The following is a 24,137-nucleotide window of genomic DNA, read 5'->3' on the forward strand; positions in this document are numbered from 1 at the left end:
TTCCGCCGGGGCACAAGGAACCCACACATGCCCAAAGTCCTGATCTCCGACCCGATGGACCCGAAAGCCGCCGAAATCTTCCGCGCTCACGGAGTGGAGGTCGACGAGAAGCCCGGCCTCTCAAAGGAAGAGCTGAAGGCGATCATCGGCGATTATGACGGCCTCGCCATCCGATCGGCCACCAAGGTGACAGCCGACCTGCTGGAGGCGGCGGCGAAACTCAAGGTGGTCGGCCGCGCCGGCATCGGCGTCGACAATGTCGATATTCCCGCCGCCTCGGCCAAGGGCGTCGTGGTGATGAACACGCCCTTCGGCAATTCGATCACCACCGCCGAGCACGCCATCGCGCTCATGTTCGCGCTCGCCCGCGACCTGCCCGCCGCCGACCTCTCCACCCAGGCCGGCAAGTGGGAGAAGAACCGCTTCATGGGCGTCGAGCTCACCAGCAAGACGCTCGGCCTGATCGGCGCCGGCAATATCGGCTCGATCGTCGCCGAGCGGGCCTTGGGCCTGCGCATGAAGGTGATTGCCTACGACCCCTTCCTGACGCCTGAGCGCGCCGTCGACCTCGGCGTCGAGAAAGCGACCCTGGACGAGCTTCTCGCCCGCGCCGATTTCATCACGCTCCACACGCCGCTCACCGATCAGACCCGCAATATCCTCTCTCGCGAGAATCTCGCCAAAACAAAGCGCGGCGTCCGCATCGTCAATTGCGCGCGCGGCGGCCTCATCGACGAGGCGGCGCTCAAGGAGGCGCTCGACAGCAGGCAGGTGGCGGGGGCGGCGCTCGACGTGTTCGTCGACGAGCCGGCGAAGCAGAGCCCGCTTTTCGGCGCGCCCGGCTTCATCGCGACGCCGCATCTCGGCGCGTCGACCACCGAGGCCCAGGTCAATGTCGCCATCCAGGTCGCCGAGCAGATGTCCGATTATCTCGTCACCGGCGGCGTCACCAACGCGCTCAACATGCCGTCGCTCTCGGCCGAGGAGGCGCCGAAGCTCAAGCCCTATATGGAGCTGGCCCAGCAGCTCGGCTCGCTGATCGGGCAGATCGAGGGGCGCCGGCTGAGCGGCGTCGCGATCGAGGTGGAAGGGGCGGCCGCGGAGCTCAACCCGAAGCCGATCACCGGCGCCGTGCTGGCCGGACTGATGCACGTTTATTCCGACGCGGTGAACATGGTGAACGCGCCCTTCCTGGCCAAGGCGCGCGGCCTCGACGTGCGCGAGGTCCGCCACGACCGCGAGGGCGATTACCACACTTTGGTGCGGGTCACCGCGACCACGCCGGACGGCCCCAAGTCGGTGGCCGGCACCCTGTTCGGCAACGCCAAGCCGCGCCTCGTCGAGATGCTCGGCATGGGCATCGAGACCGAATTGGCGGGCGACATGATCTATGTCGCCAACGACGATGCCCCCGGCTTCATCGGCCGCTTGGGGACCACTTTGGGTGAAGCCGGCGTCAATATCGGCACCTTCCAGCTCGGCCGCCGCACGGCCGGGGGCGAGGCGGTGCTGCTGCTCTCGGTCGACAGCCCTATCGACCAGCCCCTGCTCCAGCGCATCCGGGCGCTGGAGGGCGTGCGCGAGGTCAAGCCGCTGCGTTTCTGAGGCGATCCTTCGACGCGGACTTCGTCATTGCGAGCGGAGCGAAGCAATCCATTCTCGGTGCGAATGGATTGCCCTTCGTCGCGATGACGAAGGGGGCGTTTGTCGCGGCAATCCCCAGCACATGGCTGGACGCGGCACGGGAGTCCCCCTAGAGCCGGCCCGTCATTTTTCCGAGGAAGTGTCTTGGCGAACGTAACCGTGATCGGCGGCCAGTGGGGCGACGAGGGCAAGGGCAAGATCGTCGACTGGCTCGCCAGCCGGGCCGACGTCGTCGCGCGATTCCAGGGCGGCCACAATGCCGGCCACACCCTCGTCGTCGGCGAGCAGACCTACAAATTGTCGCTGCTCCCCTCAGGCATCGTGCGCGGCACCTTGTCGGTCATCGGCAACGGCGTGGTGCTGGACCCCTGGGCGCTCAAGGCCGAGGTCGAAAAGCTGACGGCGCAGGGCGTCTCCATCACCGCCGACAATCTCCAGATCGCCGACAATTGCCCGCTCATCCTGCCCTTCCACCGCGATCTCGACGCCTTGCGCGAGGATGCCAGCGGGCAGGGCAAGATCGGCACCACCCGGCGCGGCATCGGCCCGGCTTATGAGGACAAGGTCGGCCGCCGGGCGATCCGGGTCTGCGATCTCGCCCATCTCGGCGAATTGGGGCCGCAGCTCGACCGCCTCTGCGCCCATCACGACGCGCTCCGCGCCGGCTTCGGCGAAGCCCCGGTCGACCGCGCCCGGCTGGAGCGGGATCTGGGCGAGATCGCCGATTTCGTGCTTCGCTTCGCGCGGCCGGTATGGCTGACGCTGAACGACGCCAAGGTCCAGGGAAAGCGCATCCTGTTCGAGGGCGCGCAGGGCGTGCTGCTCGATGTCGATCACGGCACCTATCCGTTCGTCACCTCGTCCAACACGATCGCCGGCACGGCGGCGGGCGGCACTGGCATGGGGCCCTCGGCGGCGGGCTTCGTGCTCGGCATCGTCAAGGCCTATACCACCCGCGTCGGCTCCGGCCCCTTCCCGACCGAGCTGGACGATGCGATCGGCCAGCGGCTGGGCGAGCGCGGCCGCGAGTTCGGCACCGTCACCGGGCGCAAGCGCCGCTGCGGCTGGTTCGACGCGGTGCTCGTGCGCCAGTCGATGGCTGTGTCCGGCGTCACCGGCATAGCGCTCACCAAGCTCGACGTTCTCGACGGCTTCGACGAGCTCCGGATCTGCACCGGCTACCGGCTGCGCGGGGCTGTTCTCGACCATTTTCCCACTCATTCCGCCGATCAGGCGGCGGTCGAGCCCATATACGAGACCATCGAGGGCTGGCCGCAATCGACCGCCGGCGCGCGCAGCTGGGCGCAATTGCCCGCCCGGGCGATCAAGTACATCCGCCGCGTCGAGGAACTGATACGCTGCCCCGTCGCTTTGGTGTCGACCAGCCCCGAGCGTGAGGATACGATCCTGGTGCGTGATCCCTTCGCCGACTGATCCACTGACACGAGGCCGACCATGACTTCACGCGAGGCAACCGGGCTACTCCCGCGGGCGCAGGCCGGCGCCGAATGGTCGCGCCGCAAGCGCACCCTGCGCGACTGGGCCACCCTCTTCGCCTTCGGCCCGATCAACACGCCCTGGCTGCTCAAGAGCCTCCATGGCGGGAGCAAGCAGCGCAAGCGGGCGCTGCTCGAGCGGCTGGACCTCCCCGAGGGCGCGCTGCCCCATCTCGGCAGCTGGAAGGCCGATGTCGGCCTGCTTGCCCTGGTTGCCGACCATATCCTCGCCACCAAGCCGAAGGTGGTGGTGGAGTTCGGCGCCGGCGCCTCGACTTTGATCATCGCCCGGGCGCTGCAAATGGCCGGCGGCGGTCTCCACATCGCGTTCGACCAGCATGGCGATTTCGTCGAGGCGACGCGGAACTGGCTGGCGGAGCATGGCCTCGCCGCCGATCTTCGCGCTGCGCCCCTGGTTCCGGCGCTGGGCGGCTGGGCGGGCCTGTGGTACGATCACGAGCCGCTGCCCGACGCCATCGATTTCATGCTGATCGACGGGCCGCCCTGGACGATCCATCCGTTCACGCGCGGCGCGGCGGCGACCCTGTTCGGCCGGATCACGCCCGGCGGCACGATCATGCTCGACGACGGCGCCCGTCCCGGCGAGCGGGTGATCGCCCGGCGATGGCGGAAGATGTGGCCGGATTTCGATTTCAGGCTGCTCAAGAGCGGGACCAAGGGCACGTTGGTGGGGACGAGGGTCCGAGAGCCGGATGGGTTTACGCTAACACACCGTCATTGCGAGCGGAGCGAAGCAATCCAGACGGGCGCCGGCTCAGACTGGATTGCTTCGTCGCTCGCGCTCCTCGCAATGACGATTCAAACATATTTCATCGCGCTCTAGGCGGTCGGCAGCTTGGTGAAGGGTCGCGGCGCCTCATCCGCGCTATTCTCCACCTCGACACTCTCCACCGCCGCCGCCGGCGGTCCATCCCGGCAAAGCCCGATCAGCGCCTCCACGGCCTCCTCCTCGCCGGCCGCTAATATCTCGACGCTGCCGTCGCGGCGATTCCTTACCCAGCCGGCCACGCCCAGCGACCGAGCCTGCTCGACCGTCCAGTTGCGGTAGAAGACGCCCTGGACCCGGCCAGTGACGCTGATCCGCTTCGCGACGTCCGCCATCGAAGGTCAGTTCGGATAGAAAGCGAGGATCGCGAGGCAGGTCATCGGCCCCACGAAAATGGTCACCAGCCCGCCAAAGCGGATGAAGTCGAGGAAACGGTAATTGCCGGCGGCATAAACCAAGGTGTTGGTCTGGTAGCCGATCGGCGTGGCGAAGCTGGCCGAGGCGGCGAACATCACGGCGATGACCAGCGGCCGAGGATCGACGGCGAGGTCGCGGGCGATGGCGATCACCAGCGGCGTCACCAGCACCGCGACCGCATTGTTGGTGATGAGCTCGGTCATCAGCACGCACAATCCGTAGACGACGAAGACGAGCGCCCAGGGCGGCACGCTTTCCAGCGTCGGCCCGAGCTTCGAAACCACCATGGCGACGCTTCCCGATTGCTCGAGCGCAGCCCCCACCGCCAGCATCGCGAAGATGAGAATCAGGACGTTGCCATCGACCGAGCCCCAGGCTTCCTCGGCGTCGATGCAGCGCGCGACGAGGATCGCGCCGACCGCCAGCAAGGCCGCCGTCAGGATCGGCAGGATATCGAGCGCGGCCAGGCTCACGACGGCGACCAGCGCGGCAATCGCGATCGGCGCGCGGTGGCGCCGGAAGGCGCGGGTCCGGGTCTGGCCGACGCCGAGCAGCCCGGGATTCTCGTACATGCGGCGGATCGCATCGTCCGACCCGGTGACGAGCAGGCGGTCGGCGGCGCGCATCCGGGCGTTGGGAAGGTCGGGCCCCGGAACATGATCGTGGCGGGACACGCCCAGGATCCGCACCCGCACGCGCGACAGGAAAGGAATATCGGCGAGCCGCCGGCCGAGGCTTGGATGCGAGGGCGCGATGGTCGCCTCGACGACCGTCTCGCTATTGGCGGGCGGGGCGTTGGCGGCGCCCAGCCCGACCTCGAACTGGCGCGAGTTGCGCATAGACATCAGCTCGACCACGTCGGTCCGGATGACGATATGGTCGCCCGCGGTGATCGCATATTCCGGCAATTCGTGGCGGATGATCCGGCCGCCGCGCTTCAGCGCGATCACCTTGGTACGCGCGCGGCGCAGAGCGGGTATCGTCCCGATCTGCCGCCCGATCACGCTGCTGCCCGGCGGCACGGCGAGTTCGGTCAGGAACTGCGTATGCTCCTCGCTTCGGTAGAGGGTCTCTGGATCGCCCTCGGGCAGCAGCCAGCGGCCGAACAGGACCATCACCAGCGCGCCGGTCGCGGCGGTGACGATACCGTAGGGCGCGATCTCGAAAATGCCGAACGCCGGCAGCCCCTCGTCGCGCGCCACGGCATCGACGATGAGGTTGGTGGAGGTGCCGATCAGCGTCATCGTGCCGCCGAGGATGGCGACGAAGGACAAGGGGATTAAAAGCCGCTTGGCGCTGGTCCCGGTGGCGTGGGCGAGGCGGGCCATGATCGGAATCAGCACCATTACCACCGGCGTGTTGTTCATGAAGGCGGAAGCCACGAAGGCGCCGAGGAACAGCTCCGCCGTCGCGAGACGCGGATGCTTGCCGGCCCGCTCGACGATCTTGCTGGCGATGGCGTCGATGGCGCCGGTCCGGAGCAGCGCCCCCGACAGGACAAACATGGCGCCGATCGTATAGGGCGCCGGATTGGCGAGGGCGGTCATCAGCCCGTCCTCGTCCAATATGCCGAGGACGAGGAAGACGCAGGTGCCGAGGATCGCCACCACCGCGGCCGGGAAGCGCTCGGTGAGGAAGCCGGCGAACATCAGCCCCAGGATGACGAGGCCGATCGCCGCCTGGTGCGCCTGGATATAGGCGTCGATCGCGGTCATCGAGACGCTTCCATCATCCCCTCACCGGCATCGTGGTCACGGGCCTCACGTGGTCGCGATGTCCGGGGCGTCTTCCGCCTTCATGCCGACGACGTTGTAGCCGGCGTCGACATGATGGGTTTCGCCGGTGACGCCGCTGGCAAGATCGGAGAGCAGATAGAGGGCGGAACCGCCGACATCCTCGATCGTGACGTTGCGGCGCAAGGGGGCGTTATATTCGTTCCACTTCATGATGTAGCGGAAATCGCCGATGCCGCTCGCCGCCAGCGTCTTGATAGGGCCGGCCGAAATCGCGTTCACCCGGATCTTCTCGCGCCCCAGGTCCATCGCGAGATATTTGACGCTGGTCTCCAGCGCCGCCTTGGCGACGCCCATCACGTTGTAATGGGGGATGACCTTCTCGGCGCCGTAATAAGAAAGGGTGAGGATCGAGCCGCCATTGGGCATCATCGCCCGGGCCGCCCTCGTCACCGCGACGAAGCTGTAGCAGCTGATGTTCATCGTCATCAGGAAATTGTCGAGGCTGGTGTCGACGAACTCGCCGCGCAATTCGTTCTTGTCGGAAAAGCCGATCGCGTGGACGAGAAAGTCGATCGTCTCCCACCGTCCTTTCAGAACGGCGAAGCTGCGGTCGAGCGCGGCCATGTCGGAGACGTCGCAGTCGATCAGGAAATCGGAGCCGAGCTGCTGCGCGAGCGGCCCCACCCTTTTGGCGAGCGCCTCGCCCTGATAGCTGAAGGCGAGTTCCGCGCCCTGCTCGGCCAGCGCCTTGGCGATTCCCCAGGCCAGCGAGCGGTCGTTGGCCAGGCCCATGATCAGCCCGCGCTTGCCCGCCATCAGTCCCTGCGTCGCTTGGCCGTTCATATGCTTTCCCTGTTGTAAAATGCTTCCTCGCCCTCCTTTAGGGCTTCTTCCGGCACCTCCGCTAGTGCGGCGTTGAGCTCGGCGCCGATGACGACGCCAAGGCCGATGATGAAGAAGAAGATGAGCGTGATCATCACCCCGGCGAGGCCGCCATAGGTGAGGTCGTAGCCGCCGAGCGTCGACAGCGCCACCGGCAGCAAGGCCGTCGTCGCCAGCCACCACAAGGTGACGAAGGCGGCGCCCGGCCATTTGAGGCACCCTCGCTTGCGATAGCGCTTGGGCGTCAGCGTGTAGAAAAGGAGATAGAGGGCGCCGAACAGCACCAGCCCGGGGACGATCCGGAAGATCGTGAACAACGCAACGATGTCGTCGGCGACCGGCAGAGTGCGGACGACGAACGCCTGGACGCTGCTCAGCACGATCGAGACGGAGAAAGCGACCATCGCCAGGATCACCGACGCGATGATCATGCCGACCGAGCCGAGCCGATATTCCCAGAAGGGGCGGCTGAAGGTCACGCCATAGGCGCGGCGGATGATGTCGCGGATCGTCTCGATGAAGCTGCCCGTTGTCCACAACCCGACGAGCGCGCCGAACCAGAGGAGGTTGCCGGACCGCGCCTCGAGCACGTCCGCGATCGGCTTGGAAAGCACTTCCGCGACGCTCGGCGGCATCGTCTGGAGCAGGCCGATCACCGCTTCCATGCCGCCTTCCTGCTGCCCGACGAGGCGCGCCACCGCGGCCGCCACGATGACGAACGGGAACAAGGTCAGAAGCGCGAGGTAGGCGAGGTTGCCGGCATGGATGAAGCCGTCATTATAAACACCGACTGCTACCCTTTTCACCACTTCGAAGGCGTAGCCGGCCGACTTCATCCGCTGCCAGTGGCCGCTGATCCGCTTGCGCGGGCCGGAAAACCGCTTGCGCCTTTCCTCGGGGCTTTCGGGGGAGATGTTGGTCACGGGTGGTTAGACGCCCAGCCCGGCCCGCGGGTTTCCTTTCCCCTTGCCGGGCCAGCTCTCGACGAACCCGGCGAGCGCGGCATCGTCGGCAGGGACCTCGATCAGCAAGGTGACCAGCTGGTCGCCCCGCGCGCCGCTCCTGCCGGTGAAGCCGCGGCCCTTGAGGCGCAGCACCTTGCCCGAGCTCGACCCCTTGGGCACGCTCAGCATGACCGCGCCCTCGACGGTCGGGACCTTGACCTTGGCGCCGAGCACCGCCTCGTCGAGCGATATCGGCAGATCGAGCCGAACGTCGTCGCCCTCGCGCCGGAAGAAACGGTGCGGCTGGACCGAGATGGTGACGATCGCATCGCCATTTCCGCCCGGCCCCGGCTGGCCCTGGCCGGCGAGACGGATTTTCGTCCCCTCCTCGACCCCCTTGGGCAGCTTGATGTCGACCGTCTTGCCGCCCGCCAGCGTCACCCGCTGGTCGGCGAGCGTCGCGGCATCCTCGAACGAGACCGGCAGCCGGTAGAGCGCGTCCGCGCCCTTGGGCGGGGGCGGTCGGCGGGCGCCGCCAAAGCCGGCCGCACCGCCACGCCGCTGCGGGCCGCCGAACAGGCCCTCGAACAGGTCGGAAAGGTCCGCGGCCTCGCCTCCCGCGAACCCGCCTTGGCCGAAATCCGGCCCGGGACCGCGCCGGAATCCGCCGCCCGCGCCCGGCTGCGGCCCGCCCCGCCCGAAGCCGAACGGCGATTTGGGATTGCCGTCCTCGTCTATCTCGCCGCGATCATATTGGGCGCGTTTGTCCTTGTCCGTGAGGATGTCATAGGCTTGCGTCACCTTCGAGAAACGCTCGGTCGCCTTGGGATTGTCCCTGTTACGATCCGGGTGCAGCTCCTTGGCAAGCTTGCGATAGGCCTTCTTGATGTCCGCCTCGCTCGCGCCACGCGCCACGCCGAGCTGTGAATAAAGGTCCGCCATTCGAGCTTCGTTCTCCAGACCGCCGCAAAAGTCCAGACTTGTCCTTGGCGGCGGCTGCTACTCGACAGCGCTCGCGGTCCGACGGGGCGCCGCCGAGACCGCCTTCTCGACGATCCGTCCGTCGCTTATCACCTGCCGAATGGCCCGCGCATTAGCTCCCGATCCGCCGTGCTGTCGATCCGGCAAGAGCATCCGAAAGTCGGCTCCTTCCGCCCGTTCAATAACGGGTCGAAATCGACTGACTTGTAATAGTTAATTCTTTTGACGCGCGTGTTGCGGAGGCGTATTTTTTGGTGCCTTTCAGTAATGTGCGAGTCGAACTGCGGGGTGGCTGATCGCGTGTGGGGCGGCGGCCGATGAGCCGAAGCCTATGGGGAGGGACCAGTCATGGCGGACTTGGGGTCGCAGTTCAGTCGCGTGGAATCGTCGGACGGTGCTGGAGAGGGCTCTGCCCGAAAATCCCGGCACTCGTTTGACCAACTGAGCGGCGCGCTCGCGGCCCTCGTCAGCCGCGGCGAAGACGCGGCGCCGGAGCAGGGCGAGGAGGAGTCCCAGGCCCGTCACGCCGGCGCCATCCTTGCCGCCGAGCCGGGGAGTGGATCGGAGCCAGGCGTCGACGCGCTCGGCGAAATCCAGCCGTCCGGCGATCAATACGCATCCGGCATGGTCGAACGACCGGCCATGGACGGGCCCGCCCCTTCGGGCGCAACCGGGGGTGAGCTTGCAACGGATGCCGCGGCGGCGCTCGATGAACCCCGGCCGCAGGGCACGTTCCAATATGCGGACGTTGATGGCGGCGGCCCGGCGGTCGCGGCATCTTCGCAGATCGAACCCGTCGCACATATGGATAGCGAAGCGGAGATCGGCGATCCCATGCTGGGCGCCGGCGACCGGATGGTCGCGGATGAGCCGTCCTACCTCCCCATTGGAGGGGCGGAAAATGCGCGGGTGGCAGGGCCGAGCAGCGACGACTTTTTCGCCAGCGATCCCGACATCCAGCTGGCCGGGAGCGCGGCCATCCCGCAGGAAGTCGCCAGCGCCATCACGGCCAGCGACATCCAGGAATTGAGCGACGGCATCAGCGCCGCCCTCGCGAGGATCGAGAGCCTGCTCGACACCGACGCCTTCGACGCGGACCTCCCGATCCTCGGAACCCAGCTTGGCGAAATCTACCAGAGCGCGACCGGCGACGTGCGCGATGCGCTGACCACCATCAGCCAGGTGAAGACGGCGCTGGTCAACGCGTTCAACGCCGTCCAGGGCGCCGCCAACTTCGCGACGATGACGGATGAGGATCTCGAGGCTCTGATACAGTCCAAGATCGATCAGTTCATGGATGCCGCGGGTCTCAACGACAGCGGCTTTCCAACGCCTTTCGTGAACGTGAATGCGGGCGACATCACCATATTGGTCAGGGGAGCGCGGACCGACACCTTCACGTTCAACGCCGGCGATCTCGGCATGGATTCGCTCAACCTGACGCTCGAGGGAACCGCGGCGGCGACCACCCACGCTTCCGCGGGCATCTCCTTCGGCCTCGATTCGTCGGGCTTCTACCTCGACAGCGGCAACAGCAATTTCAATCTCGGCGCCAACGTGTCGCTCGGCAACACCAGCCTCGATGCGAAGTTCGGCTATCTGAACTTCAACGCCACCAACGAAGCGACCGGTCTCGTCAACAACAATCCGGGCGTGCTCGCCGACGCGGATACGCTGAGCCTGAACCTGGCGGGCAGCCTGACCGATACCGGCACGATCGACGGCAAGATTCGCGTTTCGGAGCTCGGCGCCGACATCCTGAACGTCAATGCCGACGGAGACCTCGATCTCGACATCGCGCTTCATGCCGATGCCGGCGGGTCCGCGGCGCCCTCGCTCGACGCCATTCTGCGCGGCGACTATTCGTTCAGCGCCGGCCTCAACGGCGGCCAGTTCACCGCCGACCCGGGCAACCTCACGCTGAGCTTCGACGACGTTCGCTACGATCTCGGCGATTTCATCGAGAATTTCGTGCGGCCGGTGGTCGAGAAGATGGCGGGCGTGATCGTGCCGCTCAACCAGGCGCTCGAGGTCCTCGACAAGTCGCTCTCGCCGTTCCTTCCCGACGATTGGGAAGCGAATATGGACGTGGTCGACACCAACGGCGAAGCCGACGCCGCCACCCACGTCACCCTTATCGACCTGCTCGAGCTGGCCGACCGCGTCGATAACGTGGATGATTTCGATCCCGGACCGATCGCGCAACTGATCGAGGTCATCGGGCAAGTCGCGAACCTGATCAACGTCTTCACCGGCAACATCTTCAATCCCGGCTTCGAGTTCGCGGTCGGCGACTATCAGCTCGTTCTCGACAATGTGAACAGCGCGACCGAGGCGCTCAACAACCTGCCCTTCGACGGCAACGGCTTCGCAGAGGCGGGCGTGGACATCTTCGAACTGTTGCAGGGCCTGAGTTCGGGTTCGACCGGCAGCGGGACGCTCTGGACCGACGTCGTCCAGGGCAAGCTCGCGACCTCCGCCGTCGAGGATCTGATCGACAGCTCGGTCTTCAACATTCCGATCATCGAGGATCCGATCAACGCCATCCGCCTGCTCATGGGCCAGACGATCGATCTCGTCACCGTCGATGTGGCGCCGATCGAGATCGGCATCGGCGAGTTCGACGCCGAGGGCAATCCAATCGCCTTCGAGACTTTGCTGTCGACGCCGATCTGGGGGGTGCCGCTCATCACCCTCGACATCGGCGTGGCGTTCCAGGCGATCATCGACGTGGCCTTCGGCCTCGATTCGACGGGGCTCCAGGATTGGGCCGATCTCGGCTTCGACGCCGGCCAGGCCGGCATGATCCTGAACGGCCTCTATCTCGACGACAACAATGCCGATGGAGTCGATGTCGATGAGATCATCCTTCGCGCCGGCGTCGAGATCGGCGGCGCGATCGAAGCCATTATCGGCCGGTTGAGCGGCGGCGGCAACATTGTCGGCGAGCTGCGGCTCGACCTCGACGAGGATTTGGCGGAGGGCGATGGCAAGATCTACATCGACACCGTCATCTCGAACCCCTTCTCGCTTTTCGAGATCAGCGGCGGGCGCATCACCGCCGGCTTCCGCGCGGCGCTCGAGCTCGGGGTGCCGCCCTTCCGCGGCACCGTCTGGGAATTCTCCTCGCCGCGCCTCACCCTCATCGACATTTCCGGCGAGGCCGGCGCGGACGACAATCCGGTCTCGCCCCAATTGGGCCACATGGTCGGCTCCGAGCTCCACCTCAACATCGGCGCCGATTCGGGCCTGCGCGACCATGACCGCAACGGAACCTCCGACAACCGCGCCGACGGCGGCGAGGTGGTCGAGGTCAGCGGCCTCACCGGCGGCCTGCGCCTCGGCGGATTCGGCCTGTCCGAGCGCTTCGTCGAAGGCGAGGTGGGCGCGATCGGCCTCATCCGCGGCGAGGGCGGCGCGAGCAACGACCAGATCCTCCTCGACAGCGGCGTACAGGTCGCGGCCGACCTTGGCGGCGGCGCCGGCGACGACACCATCCAGTCCGGCGCGGCGGACGATTCGCTGTCGGGCGGCGACGGCAACGACTGGCTGCTCGGCGGCGCCGGCAACGACAACATAAAGGGCAATGACGGCGACGATTATATCGAGGGCGGCGACGGGGCCGACGACATTCATGGCGGCGACGCGGCTGGCGACAGCGGAACCTTCGACGTCGCCACTTACTTCAACGCCGCGGGCGCGATCACGCTCGACCTCGTCAACCTCGCGCAGAATACAGGCGACGCGGCCGGCGACTCCTTCTCCGGGATCGAAGGCTTTCAGGGCTCCGGCCACAACGACATCATGCGCGGCACCGGCGGCAACGATCAGCTCTACGGCGCCGGCGGAAACGACCAGCTGATGGGCCGCGCCGGCAACGACTGGCTGATCGGCAACGAGGGCGCGAACAATATCAACGGCGGCGCCGACTACGATCAGGTCGGCTATTATTTCGCCAGCGGCGGCGTGACGCTCACCACCTCCGCCAACGGCCTCGTCTTCACCGTGCGGCAGGACGTGTCGGGGACTCTCCGGATCGACGACAGGATCCAGCAGGTCGAGGCGATCCGCGGCTCCCGGTTCGGCGACGGCATGACCGGCGGCGTCCTTGCCCAGACCTTCTACGGCGAGGCTGGCGACGACACGCTCGACGGCGGCGCGGCCGACGATCTGCTGATCGGCGGTGGCGGGGCGGACGATCTGATCGGCGGCGACGGCGTGGATAGCGCCAGCTATTGGGACGCGCAGGACGGCGTGACGCTCAACCTCGCCGGGGTCGGTACGGCGGGCGACGCGCTAGGCGACACATTCGACGGCATCGAGAATGTCCAGGGCTCGGCCCATGATGATCTGATCGTCGGCGACGGCGAGGCCAATTTCCTGTTCGGCGACAGCGGCGATGACGATCTCCAAGGCGCGGGCGGCAACGACATCCTCGAAGGCGCCGGGGGCGCCGACGACCTCATCGGCGGCGACGGGCGTGACGAGGCGACCTATTATAACAGCGCCAGCGGCGTGACAGTGAACCGCGGCGCGGTCACCACCGACGGTGGCGAGCTGATCGTCAATGGCAGCTTCGAGACCCAGGACGGGGTCAACCAGAGCCGCGAATGGATTCTGGCCGCGCCGAACGATTATGACGGCGTCACCTGGCGCATGACCGGCGCCCTGTTCGGCTGGGGCAAGTTCGATCCCGCCGGCGAGGAGTTCGAACTCAACACCACGGGCACGAACAGCGCCTTCGCGCCCGCCAGCGGCACGGCCGCGCTCGACCTGGAATCCGATCCCGGCGAGAACCTGTCAATCTATCAGGATATCGGCGGGGTGGCGGCTGGCCAGTCGCTGCGCCTGACCTTCTCCGCGGGGAGGCCGACTGGCGGCCCGATCAACGCCAGCCCGACCGCAACGCTCGAAGTCTGGTGGAACGGGGTCAAGGTCGGAACCGTCGCGCCCGCCTCTACGACGCTCCAGCAATATGCCGTCACCGTCGTGGCCGCCGCCGGGGGCACCGGCGCGGGCGGCGCGAACCGCCTCGAGTTCCGCGAGGTCGGCGGAAGCGACGCGCGGGGCACCATTCTCGACGCGGTGTCACTGCAGCGGATCGTGACGGGTGAGAATACAGGCGACGCAGCGGGCGACAGCTTCAACAGCATCGAGATCGTCTCGGGCTCCCGCTTCGGGGACAGTATCCGCGGCACCGACGATGCGACGGTCGAGGATTATGCCACCGAAGCCGTCACGGCGGAGGAGCTGCGCGGCTACGAAGGCGACGACTTCCTCTACGGCGGCGGCGGCGACGACCTGTTGATCGGCGGCGTCGGCGCCGACGAGCTGCACGGCGAGGGAGACGAGGACCTGCTGCGCGGCGACGAGGGCGCCGACGAGCTGTTCGGCGGCGGCGGCGACGATTGGCTGGTCGGAGGCACCGGGGCGGATGCACTGGACGGCGGCGCCGACCGCGACCGCGTCACCTATCTCGCCTCGACCGCCGGGATATTCGTCAACCTCGCGGCCGGCGCGCGCACCGTCGGCGGCCTCACCCAGGCGGCGCGCTCGGCTCAGGATGGTCTCGGATCGACCGACAGCTTCGTCGCCGGCCTCGAGGGCCGCGCGACGATCGAGGACGTGACAGGCTCCCTGTTCGCCGACCGCATCCACGCGAACGAAGTGGGCTCACGCATCGAGGGCGTCGACGGCGCCGACCGCCTCACCGGTGACATCGGCGACGATGAGCTGAACGGCGGCACGGGCGCCGACATCCTCAACGGCGGCGGCGGCAACGCCGATATGGCGATCTATGTGGACGACGACGCCGGCGTTGTCGTCGATCTCTCCGGCGGCCAAGCGACGGACGGCAGCGGTGCCATCGACACGCTCCAGAATATCGAAGGCGCCGTCGGCTCCGATCATGACGACCAGCTGACCGGCAAGGCGGGGGTCAACCGGCTGGTCGGCGGCCTCGGCATCGACACGATCAACGGCCTGACGGGCGCCGACATCATGGTGGGCGGCCGAGGCGACGACGTCTATTTCGTCGACGAGGTGGGCAACGGCCCGGCCCTCCCCGACGATCAGGTGATCGAGCTCGGCGGCCAAGGCGTCGACCTCATCAGGACGTCGGTCGATTATGGACTGACGCTCGCCGCCAATGTCGAGGATCTGCAGCTCCTCGGCACGGTCGCGGTCGGCACCGGCAACGGCCTCTCCAACCGCCTCATCGGCAATGGAGCGGCCAATATCTTCGACGGCATGGGCGGAGCCGACACCTTCTGGGGCTATGGCGGCAACGACACCTACAGGTTCGACAGCCTCGGCGACACGATTGGATTGGGATCGGCGCCCCGCTCCGGCGTCACCGGCGCCGGCGAGGTCGCGAACGGCGGCACCGACACGATCCTGCTGCGGACCACCCTGCTCACCGCCGCCGGCACCACCTATAGCTACAGCCTCGACGTCGACTGGGGGCAGCATGTCGAGAACGTGTTCCTTCAGGATCACGACCGCGACATCAACCTCACCGGCAACGCGCGGAACAATCATCTCGTGGGCAATGCCTGGGGGCAGGAGCTGCGGGGCCTCGGCGGCGACGACCGGCTCGATCCCGGCACCGATCATGACACCGTCTTTGGCGATGCCGGCAGCGACACGATGGTGCTCGATTGGAGCGCGTTCGGCAATCGCGTCTACATGGGCAACGACCCCGCCGCCAACGCGGCGCTCGGCGGCTTCGACGGTTCCTTCTACCGGTCGAGCATCGGCTGGTACGCCAGCTTCGACTCGATCGAGCATTTCGAGATCAGCACCGGCGGCGGCGACGACACTCTCGTCACGGCGACCGGAAACGACATCGTCAGCAGCGGCGACGGCCATGACGATATCTATGTCGGCTCGGGCAACGACATAGCGGACGGCGGCGACGGCGTCGATCGGGTCAGCGCCGATTACCGCACCGACACGACCCGCATCGTCTGGAACCTTCAGACGAACACCTATCAGGGCGGCGCGCGCAGCTTCACCAATCTGGAGCAGTTCGAAACGCTCCGCACCGGCTCGGGCAACGATGTCATCACCACCACCGCAGCGACGACCCATTCAGGCGGCAATGAGACGTTCCATCTCGGCGCCGGCAACGACCGCGTTACCTTCGTCGCCGGGCATGACACCGTGTTCGGCGAGGCCGGCGCGGACACGCTGGTGCTCGACTGGAGCCAGGTCAACAATCGCGTCTACATGGGCAATGATCCGGTGGCGAACGCGGCGCTAGGCGGCTTCGACGGTTCTTTCTACCGCAGCAGCGTCGGCTGGTATGCCAGCTTCAACTCGATCGAGCATTTCGACATCACCACCGGCACCGGCGACGACACGCTCGTCACCGCGGCCGGCAACGATATCGTCCGCAGCGGCGCCAACCATGACGACGTCCATGTCGGCTCCGGCAACGACACCGCCGACGGCGGGACCGAAAACGACCGGATCAGCGCCGATTATCGCACCGACGCCAACCGGATCGTTTGGAACCTCCAGACCAACCATTATTCGGGCGGCGCTCGCAGCTTCACCAATTTCGAGCAGTTCGGCACCCTCTACACCGGCTCCGGCAATGACGTGATCACGACGTCCGGGGTCACCACGCATTCGGGCGGCAACGAGACGCTGCATCTCGGCGCGGGCGACGACACGGCCACGCTCGTCGCGGGCCATGACACCCTCCTCGCCGGCGACGGTCTCGACACGATGATACTCGACTGGAGCAACGCGACGACGCGGGTCTATATGGGCACCAATCCCGCGCTCCACGACACGTTCGGTGGGTTCAACGGCTCCTTCTACCGCAGCAGCATCGGCTGGTACGCGACCTTCAATTCGGTCGAGCGGTTCGTCGTCACCACCGGCAGCGGCAATGACGACATCGTCACCGCGACTGGCGACGATGTCGTTCGCCTCGGCCTCGGCGACGATCACGTCGATGTCGGCACCGGCCGCGACGAGGCCCATGGCGGCGAGGGCATTGACGGCCTTGCCGCCGACTATAGCGGCGATGCGGCCGCGATCCTGTGGGATCTGCAAGTCGACAGCTATTCGGGCAGCGGACGAATCTTCACCGGCTTCGAATATCTCTCCAACCTGCGGACCGGGGCCGGCGACGACGTGATCGTCACGACCATCGCCGACCGCACCGACGTGCTGGCGCTCGGTGCCGGCGACGACCGCGCCACCCTGGTCGCCGGCCACGACCGCGTCGACGGCGACGTGGGCAACGATACGATGGTGCTCGACTGGAGCCATGTCGGCAATCGCGTCTACATGGGCAGCGGTCCGGGCGAGAATGGCGCGCTGGGCGGCTTCGACGGCGCCTTCTACCGTAGCAGCGTCGGCTGGTATGCGACCTTCACCTCGATCGAGCATTTCGAGATCAGCAGCGGCAGCGGCGACGACACACTCGTCACGGCGGCGGGGGACGACATCGTCCGCGGCAATGCCGGCCACGACGACATCTACGTCCAGACCGGCAACGACCGCGCCGATGGCGGCGCCGATGTCGACAGGATCAGCGCCGACTATGGCGGCGACGCGACAGCCATCATCTGGAATCTCCAGACCGACAGCTATTCCGGCGGCGACCGGGAGTTTACCGGCTTCGAGCAGTTCGGAACGCTCCGCACCGGATCCGGCAACGATCGCATCACCACGAGCTCGGCCACGGTTCACGAGGGCGGCAACGAGACCCTGCACTTGGGCGCGGGCAACGACATCGCCACGTCGGTGGCCGGCCATGACGCGGTCTATGGCGACCTCGGCACCGACAAGCTGATCCTCGACTGGAGCTATGTCGACAACCGCGTCTACATGGGCAGCGGCCCCTCCGCCAACGCCGCTTTGGGCGGGTTCGACGGCTCCTTCTACCGCAGCAGCGTCGGCTGGCATGCCAGCTTCAATTCGGTCGAGCAGTTCGAGATCAGCACCGGCGGCGGCAACGACACGCTCGTCACGGCGACCGGCAACGACATCGTGCGCAGCGGCGCGGGCCATGACGACGTCCATGTCGGATCGGGCCGGGACATCGCCGACGGCGGCGCCGATATCGATCGGATCAGCGCCGATTACAGCACCGACACCACGAAGATCGTCTGGAACCTCCAGACCAATTCCTATGCGGGGGGCGGCCGCAGCTTCGTCAATTTCGAGCAGTTCGGGACGCTCCATACCGGCTCCGGCGACGATGTGATCACCACCACCGACGCCACCGTCCACGACGGCGGCAACGAAAACCTGCATCTGGGCGGCGGCGACGACATCGCCGCCCTGGTCGCGGGCCACGACGCTTTCTTCGGCGGATCGGGCGACGATACGATGGTGCTCGACTGGAGCGCGGCGACGACGCGCATCTACATGGGCAGCGGCCCCTCCGCCAATGCGGGGCTGGGCGGGTTCGACGGCTCCTTCTACCGCAGCAGCATCGGCTGGTATGCCAGCTTCAACTCGGTCGAGCATTTCGTCGTCACCGCCGGAAGCGGGCATGACGAGATCGTCACCGGCGACGGCGACGACACGATTCGCGGCGGCGCCGGCAACGACAGTCTCAACGGCGCGGGCGGCGTCGACACGGCCGATTATGCCGACAAGACGCTGGCGCTGGCCATCGCCCTCAACGGAGCCGGCGCCGTCGCCGTCAGCGTCGGCGGCGTGTCCGAAGACGTGATTGCGGGTTTCGAGAACATCATCGGCGGCTCGGGCGACGACAGCCTCGCCGGAGATGCGGCCGCCAACATGCTCAGCGGCGAGGCCGGCGGCGATATCATCGAGGGCGGCGGCGGCAACGACCGGCTCGACGGCGGCACCGGCATCGACATGCTCTCCTACGCCGGGGCCGGGGCCGGGGTGCGGGTGAGCCTGGCCGTGCTGGCGGGCCAGAATACCGGCGGCGGCGGGTTCGATACGGTCGCGAATTTCGAACGGCTGCAAGGCTCGAGCTTCAACGACACGCTCACCGGCAACGCGGCCGCCAACCTGCTGGTCGGAGGTCTCGGGACCGACCGCATGACCGGCGGAGCCGGCAACGACATTTATGTGGCCGATCGGGCGACCGACAAGGCGATCGAGACGTCGGCGGCGCACGGTATCGACACGGTCGAGAGCTCGGCGACGTTCACCCTCGGCAACCATGTCGAGCGGCTGGTCCTGACGGGCTCCGCCAATCTGGGCGGCACCGGCAACACGCTCGCCAACCGCATCACCGGCAATTCGGGCGCCAACCGTTTGAACGGACGCGAGGGCGCCGACGTGATGGAAGGCGCGGCCGGCAACGACACTTATTATGTCGACAATGCGGGCGACAGGACGATCGAGGCCGCCGGTGCCGGCACCGACACGGTCAGAAGCTCGGTCACGATCACGCTGGCCAACAATATCGAGCGGCTGTTCCTGAGCGGAGTTCTCGCGATCAACGGCACCGGCAACGCGCTCGCCAACACGCTCACCGGGAATTCGGCCGTCAACGTTCTGAGCGGCGGCGGCGGCAACGACCGGCTCGATGGAAGGGACGGCGCGGATCGCATGGCGGGCGGCGCGGGCAATGACAGCTACGTGGTCGACGATGCTTCCGATCGTGTGGTCGAAGGCCTCAATGCCGGCACCGATCGCGTGTCGAGCTCGGTGAGCCACGTGCTGGCCCGCAATGTCGAGCATCTCGCCCTCACCGGCACCGACGCCATAAACGGCACCGGCAACAACCTCGCCAACTCACTCACGGGAAATCGCGGCGCCAACCGGCTCGACGGCAAAGCGGGCGCCGACACGATGCGCGGAGGGGCCGGCGCCGACACCTATATCGTCGACAATGCCGGCGACCGGGTGATTGAATCCGGGGCCGGGCTGGATGTGGTACGGAGCTCAGTCTCCTTTGTGCTGGGCGCCAGCGTCGAGAATTTGGTTCTCACCGGGTCGAGGGCAGCCACCGGGACCGGCAACGCTCTCGCCAACGCCATTACCGGCAACGGCGCCAACAATCTGCTGAACGGCGGCGCCGGGCTCGATCGGCTGACCGGCGGCGCGGGTGCCGACCGCTTCCAGTTCGACAGCGCGCTCGACGCCCGGCGCAACGTCGATGAAATCCTCGATTTCGTCGCAGCGGACGATTCGATCCTGCTCGACCGATCGGTGTTCGGCGGGATCGCGTCGAACGGCGCTCTCGACGCGGCCGCCTTCGCTGCGGGAATCGCGGCGCAGGACGCGGACGATCGGATCCTTTACGATTCGGCGACGGGGCGCATCTTCTACGATGCCGATGGCGTCGGGGGGGGCGCGGCCGTGCTGTTCGCCAGGGTGGACGCCGGCACCGCCCTCACCAGCGCCGATTTCGTGGGCATCCCCTGAAGACTAGCCACCCGCGAGTCCGCGTCCTAGCCGAACCGCTCGAAGTCGGCTGAATCCTGGCTGTCGACTGAACATGAATCCACCTCGGCAAGACGCGACAACTTCGGACAAGGTTCCGAGCTTCCAGCGCACACGCGGCCTTCCTCTCAAGCTGCGGTCGGCGGGGGCGTAGGCACCCCTTCCGTGTTCCTTGGCGGTCGGATCGGGAAAGGGATGACGTTGTCCGGGAGGCCAGCCTCATCTGCACGGCCGGTTGGCGGACGAGACCCGCCGGATCGACGATCATCGGGGGGCATGGCCGCTCTCCCTAAAGTCGCCCGGGGCATTTCCCCGCAGCCGCGAAGTCCGGATCCCGGTCATATCGCGGCCTCCAGCCATTTGCCGACCCCGGCGCCGTTCTCGACATGCACGACGTGCAGATTGCTCAGCAGTCCGTCCTCGCCGGGCCAAAGGATCGACTGGCCGGAGCGAAGGCCGATCAGGCCCGCGCCGACGAGGCTAGTAACGCCCATCCCATAAGAGGGCCTGTTCGGCGCCGAAGGATGAACGATCTGGCAGAAGCGCTCGTCCGCGTCGCCGTGGCTGAACTCGACATAGCTGTTCATCCGGGCGATGCCGCGGTCGAAATCACTGCCTGTCGCTTTGTGGGCGATCCGGAGCTTCTTCAACAGCAGGTGCGCGGCCAGATCGTCGTCCGCCGCCAGGGCCATGGCCGTCAGATAATGGACCTCGCAATCGTGCACGACGATGAGGGCGGTCCTCTGCAGGGCCGCCCATAGATCGGTCAGGTTCTCCGCCGTCCTGGGCTGAAGCGCGGCCAGCATGATGCTACCTCCCTCAGGTTATTGGAGCGTCGGGGCGAGGCGCGGCTCCGCTCCCGCGCGCCGGCGCTGCGCCCGGGTGACCTTGGCCACCGAGGTCGCGAGGGCCTTCGCGCGGGCGAAGGTGCGCCCTTCGAGGCCCGCATAGGCCGCGTCCGACGAAAAGAACCGGAACCCGCCCGCCGAACGGACGGCGACGCCGACGACCCGTCGATCGGCTTCCACTACAAAACGGTCTGACATGATGCCTCCACGACTTGCCATGAACCTTCCCCGGCGCGCGTCCGAACAGGCCGACCCGAAAGGCCGGTCCCTGGGAGCGATGCTGGAGAAAGTCGGCCGGATTTTTCCGGCCTCGATCAGGCGGGTCCGCCCGCCCGGCGGCTGCGTCCCGGACCTTCGCCGCGGCTCAACGAGCCGCGCGGTCCGGGGCGGGAAGGCGTGCCGTGCTGCTGCCGGCATGGAGCTCGGTGCGCTCTATCGTCCTGGTGCCAATCATTGCCTCTTCAAGATGGCGCTTGTTCCCTCCGTGTCAAGCCGACCGCCCAGGGAGCGCCATCGATCCCTAGCAATATCCTTCGCGGCCGAGCGCGATTCCGGCGGAGGGAAGCGCGAGCGGAGCAGCGGGTCGGCGAGCATCGGCTTCTCCCGAGGGAACGCGGCGCATCGTAGCATCGGCACGGCCCGATTGTGAGCGGCGGGAATTAAGTAGAGTATCCCCAGGACCGTGTCTCCGGTAGTGTCCCCGGGACCCGGTGCCCCCCCGGGACCTCATGTGTGTTCCCGAACCCTGTGAGTGTCCCCCGAACCCGCCGGAACCGTGTCCTCGGAACCCTACAGTGTCGCCGGAACTCAAGTGTTATCCTGGGTTTATTCCGAGGATATTGCCCGTCCAGAATAACCAAACGTTGTCTGGCAGATGTGGACAAGCAGGGGTATTCATATAGCTTGCGGAGGGGATGACGTGCGCTTGTAGGGGGTAAGCAATGGCTCAGGAGCAGGATACCAATGGCTGGGCATACGCGGCTGGCATGTTCGTGCTGATTGCTGCGGCCGTCTGGTGGAGTGGGAGCGGTGACACAGAGGCCCCGCCCCCGGTTATAGCCACTACAAGGACTCCTCCGGCCACATCATCTCCTTCAATCCCGGCACCGATAGAACGCGGACCGGTAGCTCCAGAGCCTGCCCCCGCACCCCCGACACCCAACTACAGCTTCGTTGAGGGCGACACTTATGGATACATTGCTGCGGTGTCCGAGGAAGATCGGAAGCGTGGCAAAGAGGCGGGCGATGTAGTCATGTATCGCTATGCGGGGTTCTGGGATGGTGAGTTTCACCTAGAGGGCCTTAACGACAACGGTGACATTACGAGCGTCAACACATGTTCTCAGCCGTGCATCGCTCTTAAATCCTACTACGGTGGGAGGATGATCCGCACTGCTTACAACCCGGCCAGCGTGGTCGGCGCCGCCATGGAAGATGCGATGAAAGGACGGTTGGTCCGTAAGAAGCCAGAGCGCAAACGGCCGGAGCCCTCCGTAGATACTGATGGTAGCCAAGCTGAGATGATCGCCGAAGTCGCGCCGGCAGCGGAAGAGGATGGCGTACAGTCTAATCTAGCAGCCGCAGACAATCTGCATTGAGTGCAGAATGAGACATGTGAATGACTGACAGAGATCCCATGGCTGATGTGCTGCGGGGCATTGCACCTATGGACCCGACGGAGGCCCTTCGCAGGTTGCAAGTCCTTGTGCAGTCGGAGCCGGACCTGAGGGCAGTCCAGGACGACTACAGCGTTCCTCCCGAGACGCTGAAGTGGCTTGGGCAGCTACATGCGGTTACCAGCCAGATGAAACGCGCTGCAGACGAGATTTCCCTGAGGGCAGCGAGCGACCGGTTGATGAGGAGCCGGGGCCGTGATGGGTCCGGTGAAATTCGTGCAGTCCTGTATCGGGTTCTCGCTGCGGCCGAGCTATCTGCCCCTGCTTCCGAGCAAGGCGCTTTCATCGCGGCAGGCAACGAACTGGACGCGTACGCAGCTATATCAAAGGTGCTTGCGTCGGCGAAGCAGGAACTGCTCATCGTCGACCCCTACATGGACGGGAAGGCGCTAACCGACTTCATGGCAAGCGCAGCCGAGGGTGTATTGCTTCGCGTGCTCGCGGATGAGGCATCCGTTAAACCCACCCTCGCTCCTGCGGCCGAGAAGTGGAAGGCACAGTTTGGGACCGCCCGTCCGCTGGAGGTGCGTGTTGCACCAGCGCGATCCCTTCATGACCGTCTTATTGTCGTCGACGAAGGCGAAGCTTGGTCCCTTACCCAATCGTTCAAGGACTTCGCAAACCGTGCGCCCGGCGCGGTTATGAAGGCAGACGCTGAAACGGCAGTTTTGAAGATCGCTGCCTACATGGACTTTTGGAACAATGCGGGTCCGCTCTAACGGGCGCCCTGTCGCGGCAAGTGGTAATTACTACCAACCTCGAACTTAGACGCCATCCCAATTCCGGGGACATGGCGTAATTCCCTGTCCGTTTCGCCCCTGGCTTGCGCTTGGCCAGCTTTCGCCCGGTGCAGGCTTATATGACCTTAGGAGCGGGTGGTGGAGCCGAGGGGAATCGAACCCCTGACCTCTGCAGTGCGATTGCAGCGCGTCTGATCGTTTTTCGCAGAAAATCGCCCTTTTGATGTTGAGGATGATCGAAGAGGGCTATGATTCACCCAAAATGCGATACACTTGCGATACACCTACTCGTGCGCGCCACGCATCGGACCTCGCCTGAGGATGGCTGCCGCCGACAACGATTGCCCAAGCAACCGCCGGATTTTGCTTTTTCAGACAAGCTGTTGTTATCATAGGTTTAATTAATTTCGCTTCTGAATGGCCGTCTTGCTTCGTCGCGATTTCGCTTATCCTCTACCGTTCACAACGATGACGGCAGGAAGCATCGTCAGCACCGATGTCCCTGCCAATACCGCTCCCATCGAAGAGCGGTTCCGCTGGCTACCATGGCGCAATTCACGTCCACACCGTCCTCTAGGGCGCAGAAAGCGGTGAT

The 24,137-nt window shown here is 66.2% G+C and carries 13 protein-coding genes; 6 read left to right on the plus strand and 7 right to left on the minus strand.

What is annotated here, in order from left to right:
- Positions 1-27: 27 nt before the first annotated feature.
- The 3 genes from serA (at position 28) to ACFQRC_RS07235 (ending at position 3,984) form a co-directional block, all read left to right on the plus strand.
- Positions 28-1,605: a phosphoglycerate dehydrogenase gene (gene serA / locus ACFQRC_RS07225; protein ID WP_379959445.1), complete on the plus strand. Its 1,578-nt coding sequence runs from the start codon at positions 28-30 to the stop codon at positions 1,603-1,605.
- 183 nt (positions 1,606-1,788) lie between these two features.
- On the plus strand, positions 1,789-3,078 hold the full coding sequence (locus tag ACFQRC_RS07230) for an adenylosuccinate synthase (RefSeq protein ID WP_379959448.1): 1,290 nt from the start codon (positions 1,789-1,791) through the stop codon (positions 3,076-3,078).
- Between the two features lie 21 nt (positions 3,079-3,099).
- Positions 3,100-3,984 (plus strand): class I SAM-dependent methyltransferase, encoded by an 885-nt coding sequence (locus ACFQRC_RS07235; protein WP_379959450.1) that lies wholly within the window; start codon positions 3,100-3,102, stop codon positions 3,982-3,984.
- Here the strand turns inward: ACFQRC_RS07235 and ACFQRC_RS07240 are convergent.
- Genes ACFQRC_RS07240 through ACFQRC_RS07260 form a run of 5 tightly spaced genes read right to left on the minus strand, consistent with a single transcriptional unit; the run spans position 3,981 to position 8,848 of the window.
- Positions 3,981-4,262 (minus strand): acylphosphatase, encoded by a 282-nt coding sequence (locus tag ACFQRC_RS07240; protein ID WP_379959453.1) that lies wholly within the window; start codon positions 4,260-4,262, stop codon positions 3,981-3,983. The genes ACFQRC_RS07235 and ACFQRC_RS07240 overlap by 4 nt on opposite strands.
- Positions 4,263-4,268: 6 nt before the next feature.
- Positions 4,269-6,059: an SLC13 family permease gene (locus tag ACFQRC_RS07245; protein WP_379959456.1), complete on the minus strand. Its 1,791-nt coding sequence runs from the start codon at positions 6,057-6,059 to the stop codon at positions 4,269-4,271.
- Positions 6,060-6,104: 45 nt separating this feature from the next.
- Positions 6,105-6,923, minus strand: a complete 819-nt coding sequence (fabI, locus tag ACFQRC_RS07250) for an enoyl-ACP reductase FabI (RefSeq protein ID WP_379959459.1) — start codon at positions 6,921-6,923, stop codon at positions 6,105-6,107.
- The gene (locus ACFQRC_RS07255) at positions 6,920-7,885 is read right to left on the minus strand and encodes a YihY/virulence factor BrkB family protein (RefSeq protein ID WP_379959461.1); all 966 of its coding nucleotides are present in this window, start codon (positions 7,883-7,885) and stop codon (positions 6,920-6,922) included. Before ACFQRC_RS07255 ends, fabI begins: the two co-directional genes overlap by 4 nt.
- Before the next feature lie 6 nt (positions 7,886-7,891).
- Entirely contained in the window at positions 7,892-8,848 is a 957-nt protein-coding gene (locus ACFQRC_RS07260; RefSeq protein ID WP_379959463.1) for a DnaJ C-terminal domain-containing protein, read from the minus strand.
- Between the two features lie 387 nt (positions 8,849-9,235).
- Between ACFQRC_RS07260 and ACFQRC_RS07265 the strand changes: the two genes are divergently transcribed.
- Complete coding sequence (locus ACFQRC_RS07265) at positions 9,236-20,260, plus strand: hypothetical protein (RefSeq protein ID WP_379959466.1); 11,025 nt, start codon at positions 9,236-9,238, stop codon at positions 20,258-20,260.
- Positions 20,261-20,616: 356 nt separating this feature from the next.
- Here the strand turns inward: ACFQRC_RS07265 and ACFQRC_RS07270 are convergent, their stop codons facing one another.
- On the minus strand, positions 20,617-21,084 hold the full coding sequence (locus tag ACFQRC_RS07270; RefSeq protein ID WP_379959468.1) for a hypothetical protein: 468 nt from the start codon (positions 21,082-21,084) through the stop codon (positions 20,617-20,619).
- Positions 21,085-21,102: 18 nt separating this feature from the next.
- Positions 21,103-21,324 carry a hypothetical protein gene (locus tag ACFQRC_RS07275; RefSeq protein ID WP_379959470.1) on the minus strand — a complete coding sequence of 74 codons (222 nt, stop codon included), beginning with the start codon at positions 21,322-21,324 and terminating at the stop codon, positions 21,103-21,105.
- A gap of 1,007 nt (positions 21,325-22,331) precedes the next feature.
- Here ACFQRC_RS07275 and ACFQRC_RS07280 point away from each other — a divergent pair.
- Complete coding sequence (locus tag ACFQRC_RS07280) at positions 22,332-22,724, plus strand: hypothetical protein (protein ID WP_379959473.1); 393 nt, start codon at positions 22,332-22,334, stop codon at positions 22,722-22,724.
- Positions 22,725-22,762: 38 nt separating this feature from the next.
- Complete coding sequence (locus ACFQRC_RS07285) at positions 22,763-23,521, plus strand: phosphatidylserine/phosphatidylglycerophosphate/cardiolipin synthase family protein (RefSeq protein WP_379959475.1); 759 nt, start codon at positions 22,763-22,765, stop codon at positions 23,519-23,521.
- Positions 23,522-24,137: the final 616 nt, after the last annotated feature.

It is taken from the genome of Enterovirga sp. GCM10030262, assembly GCF_042666435.1.
Lineage (GTDB): Bacteria > Pseudomonadota > Alphaproteobacteria > Sphingomonadales > Sphingomonadaceae > Allosphingosinicella.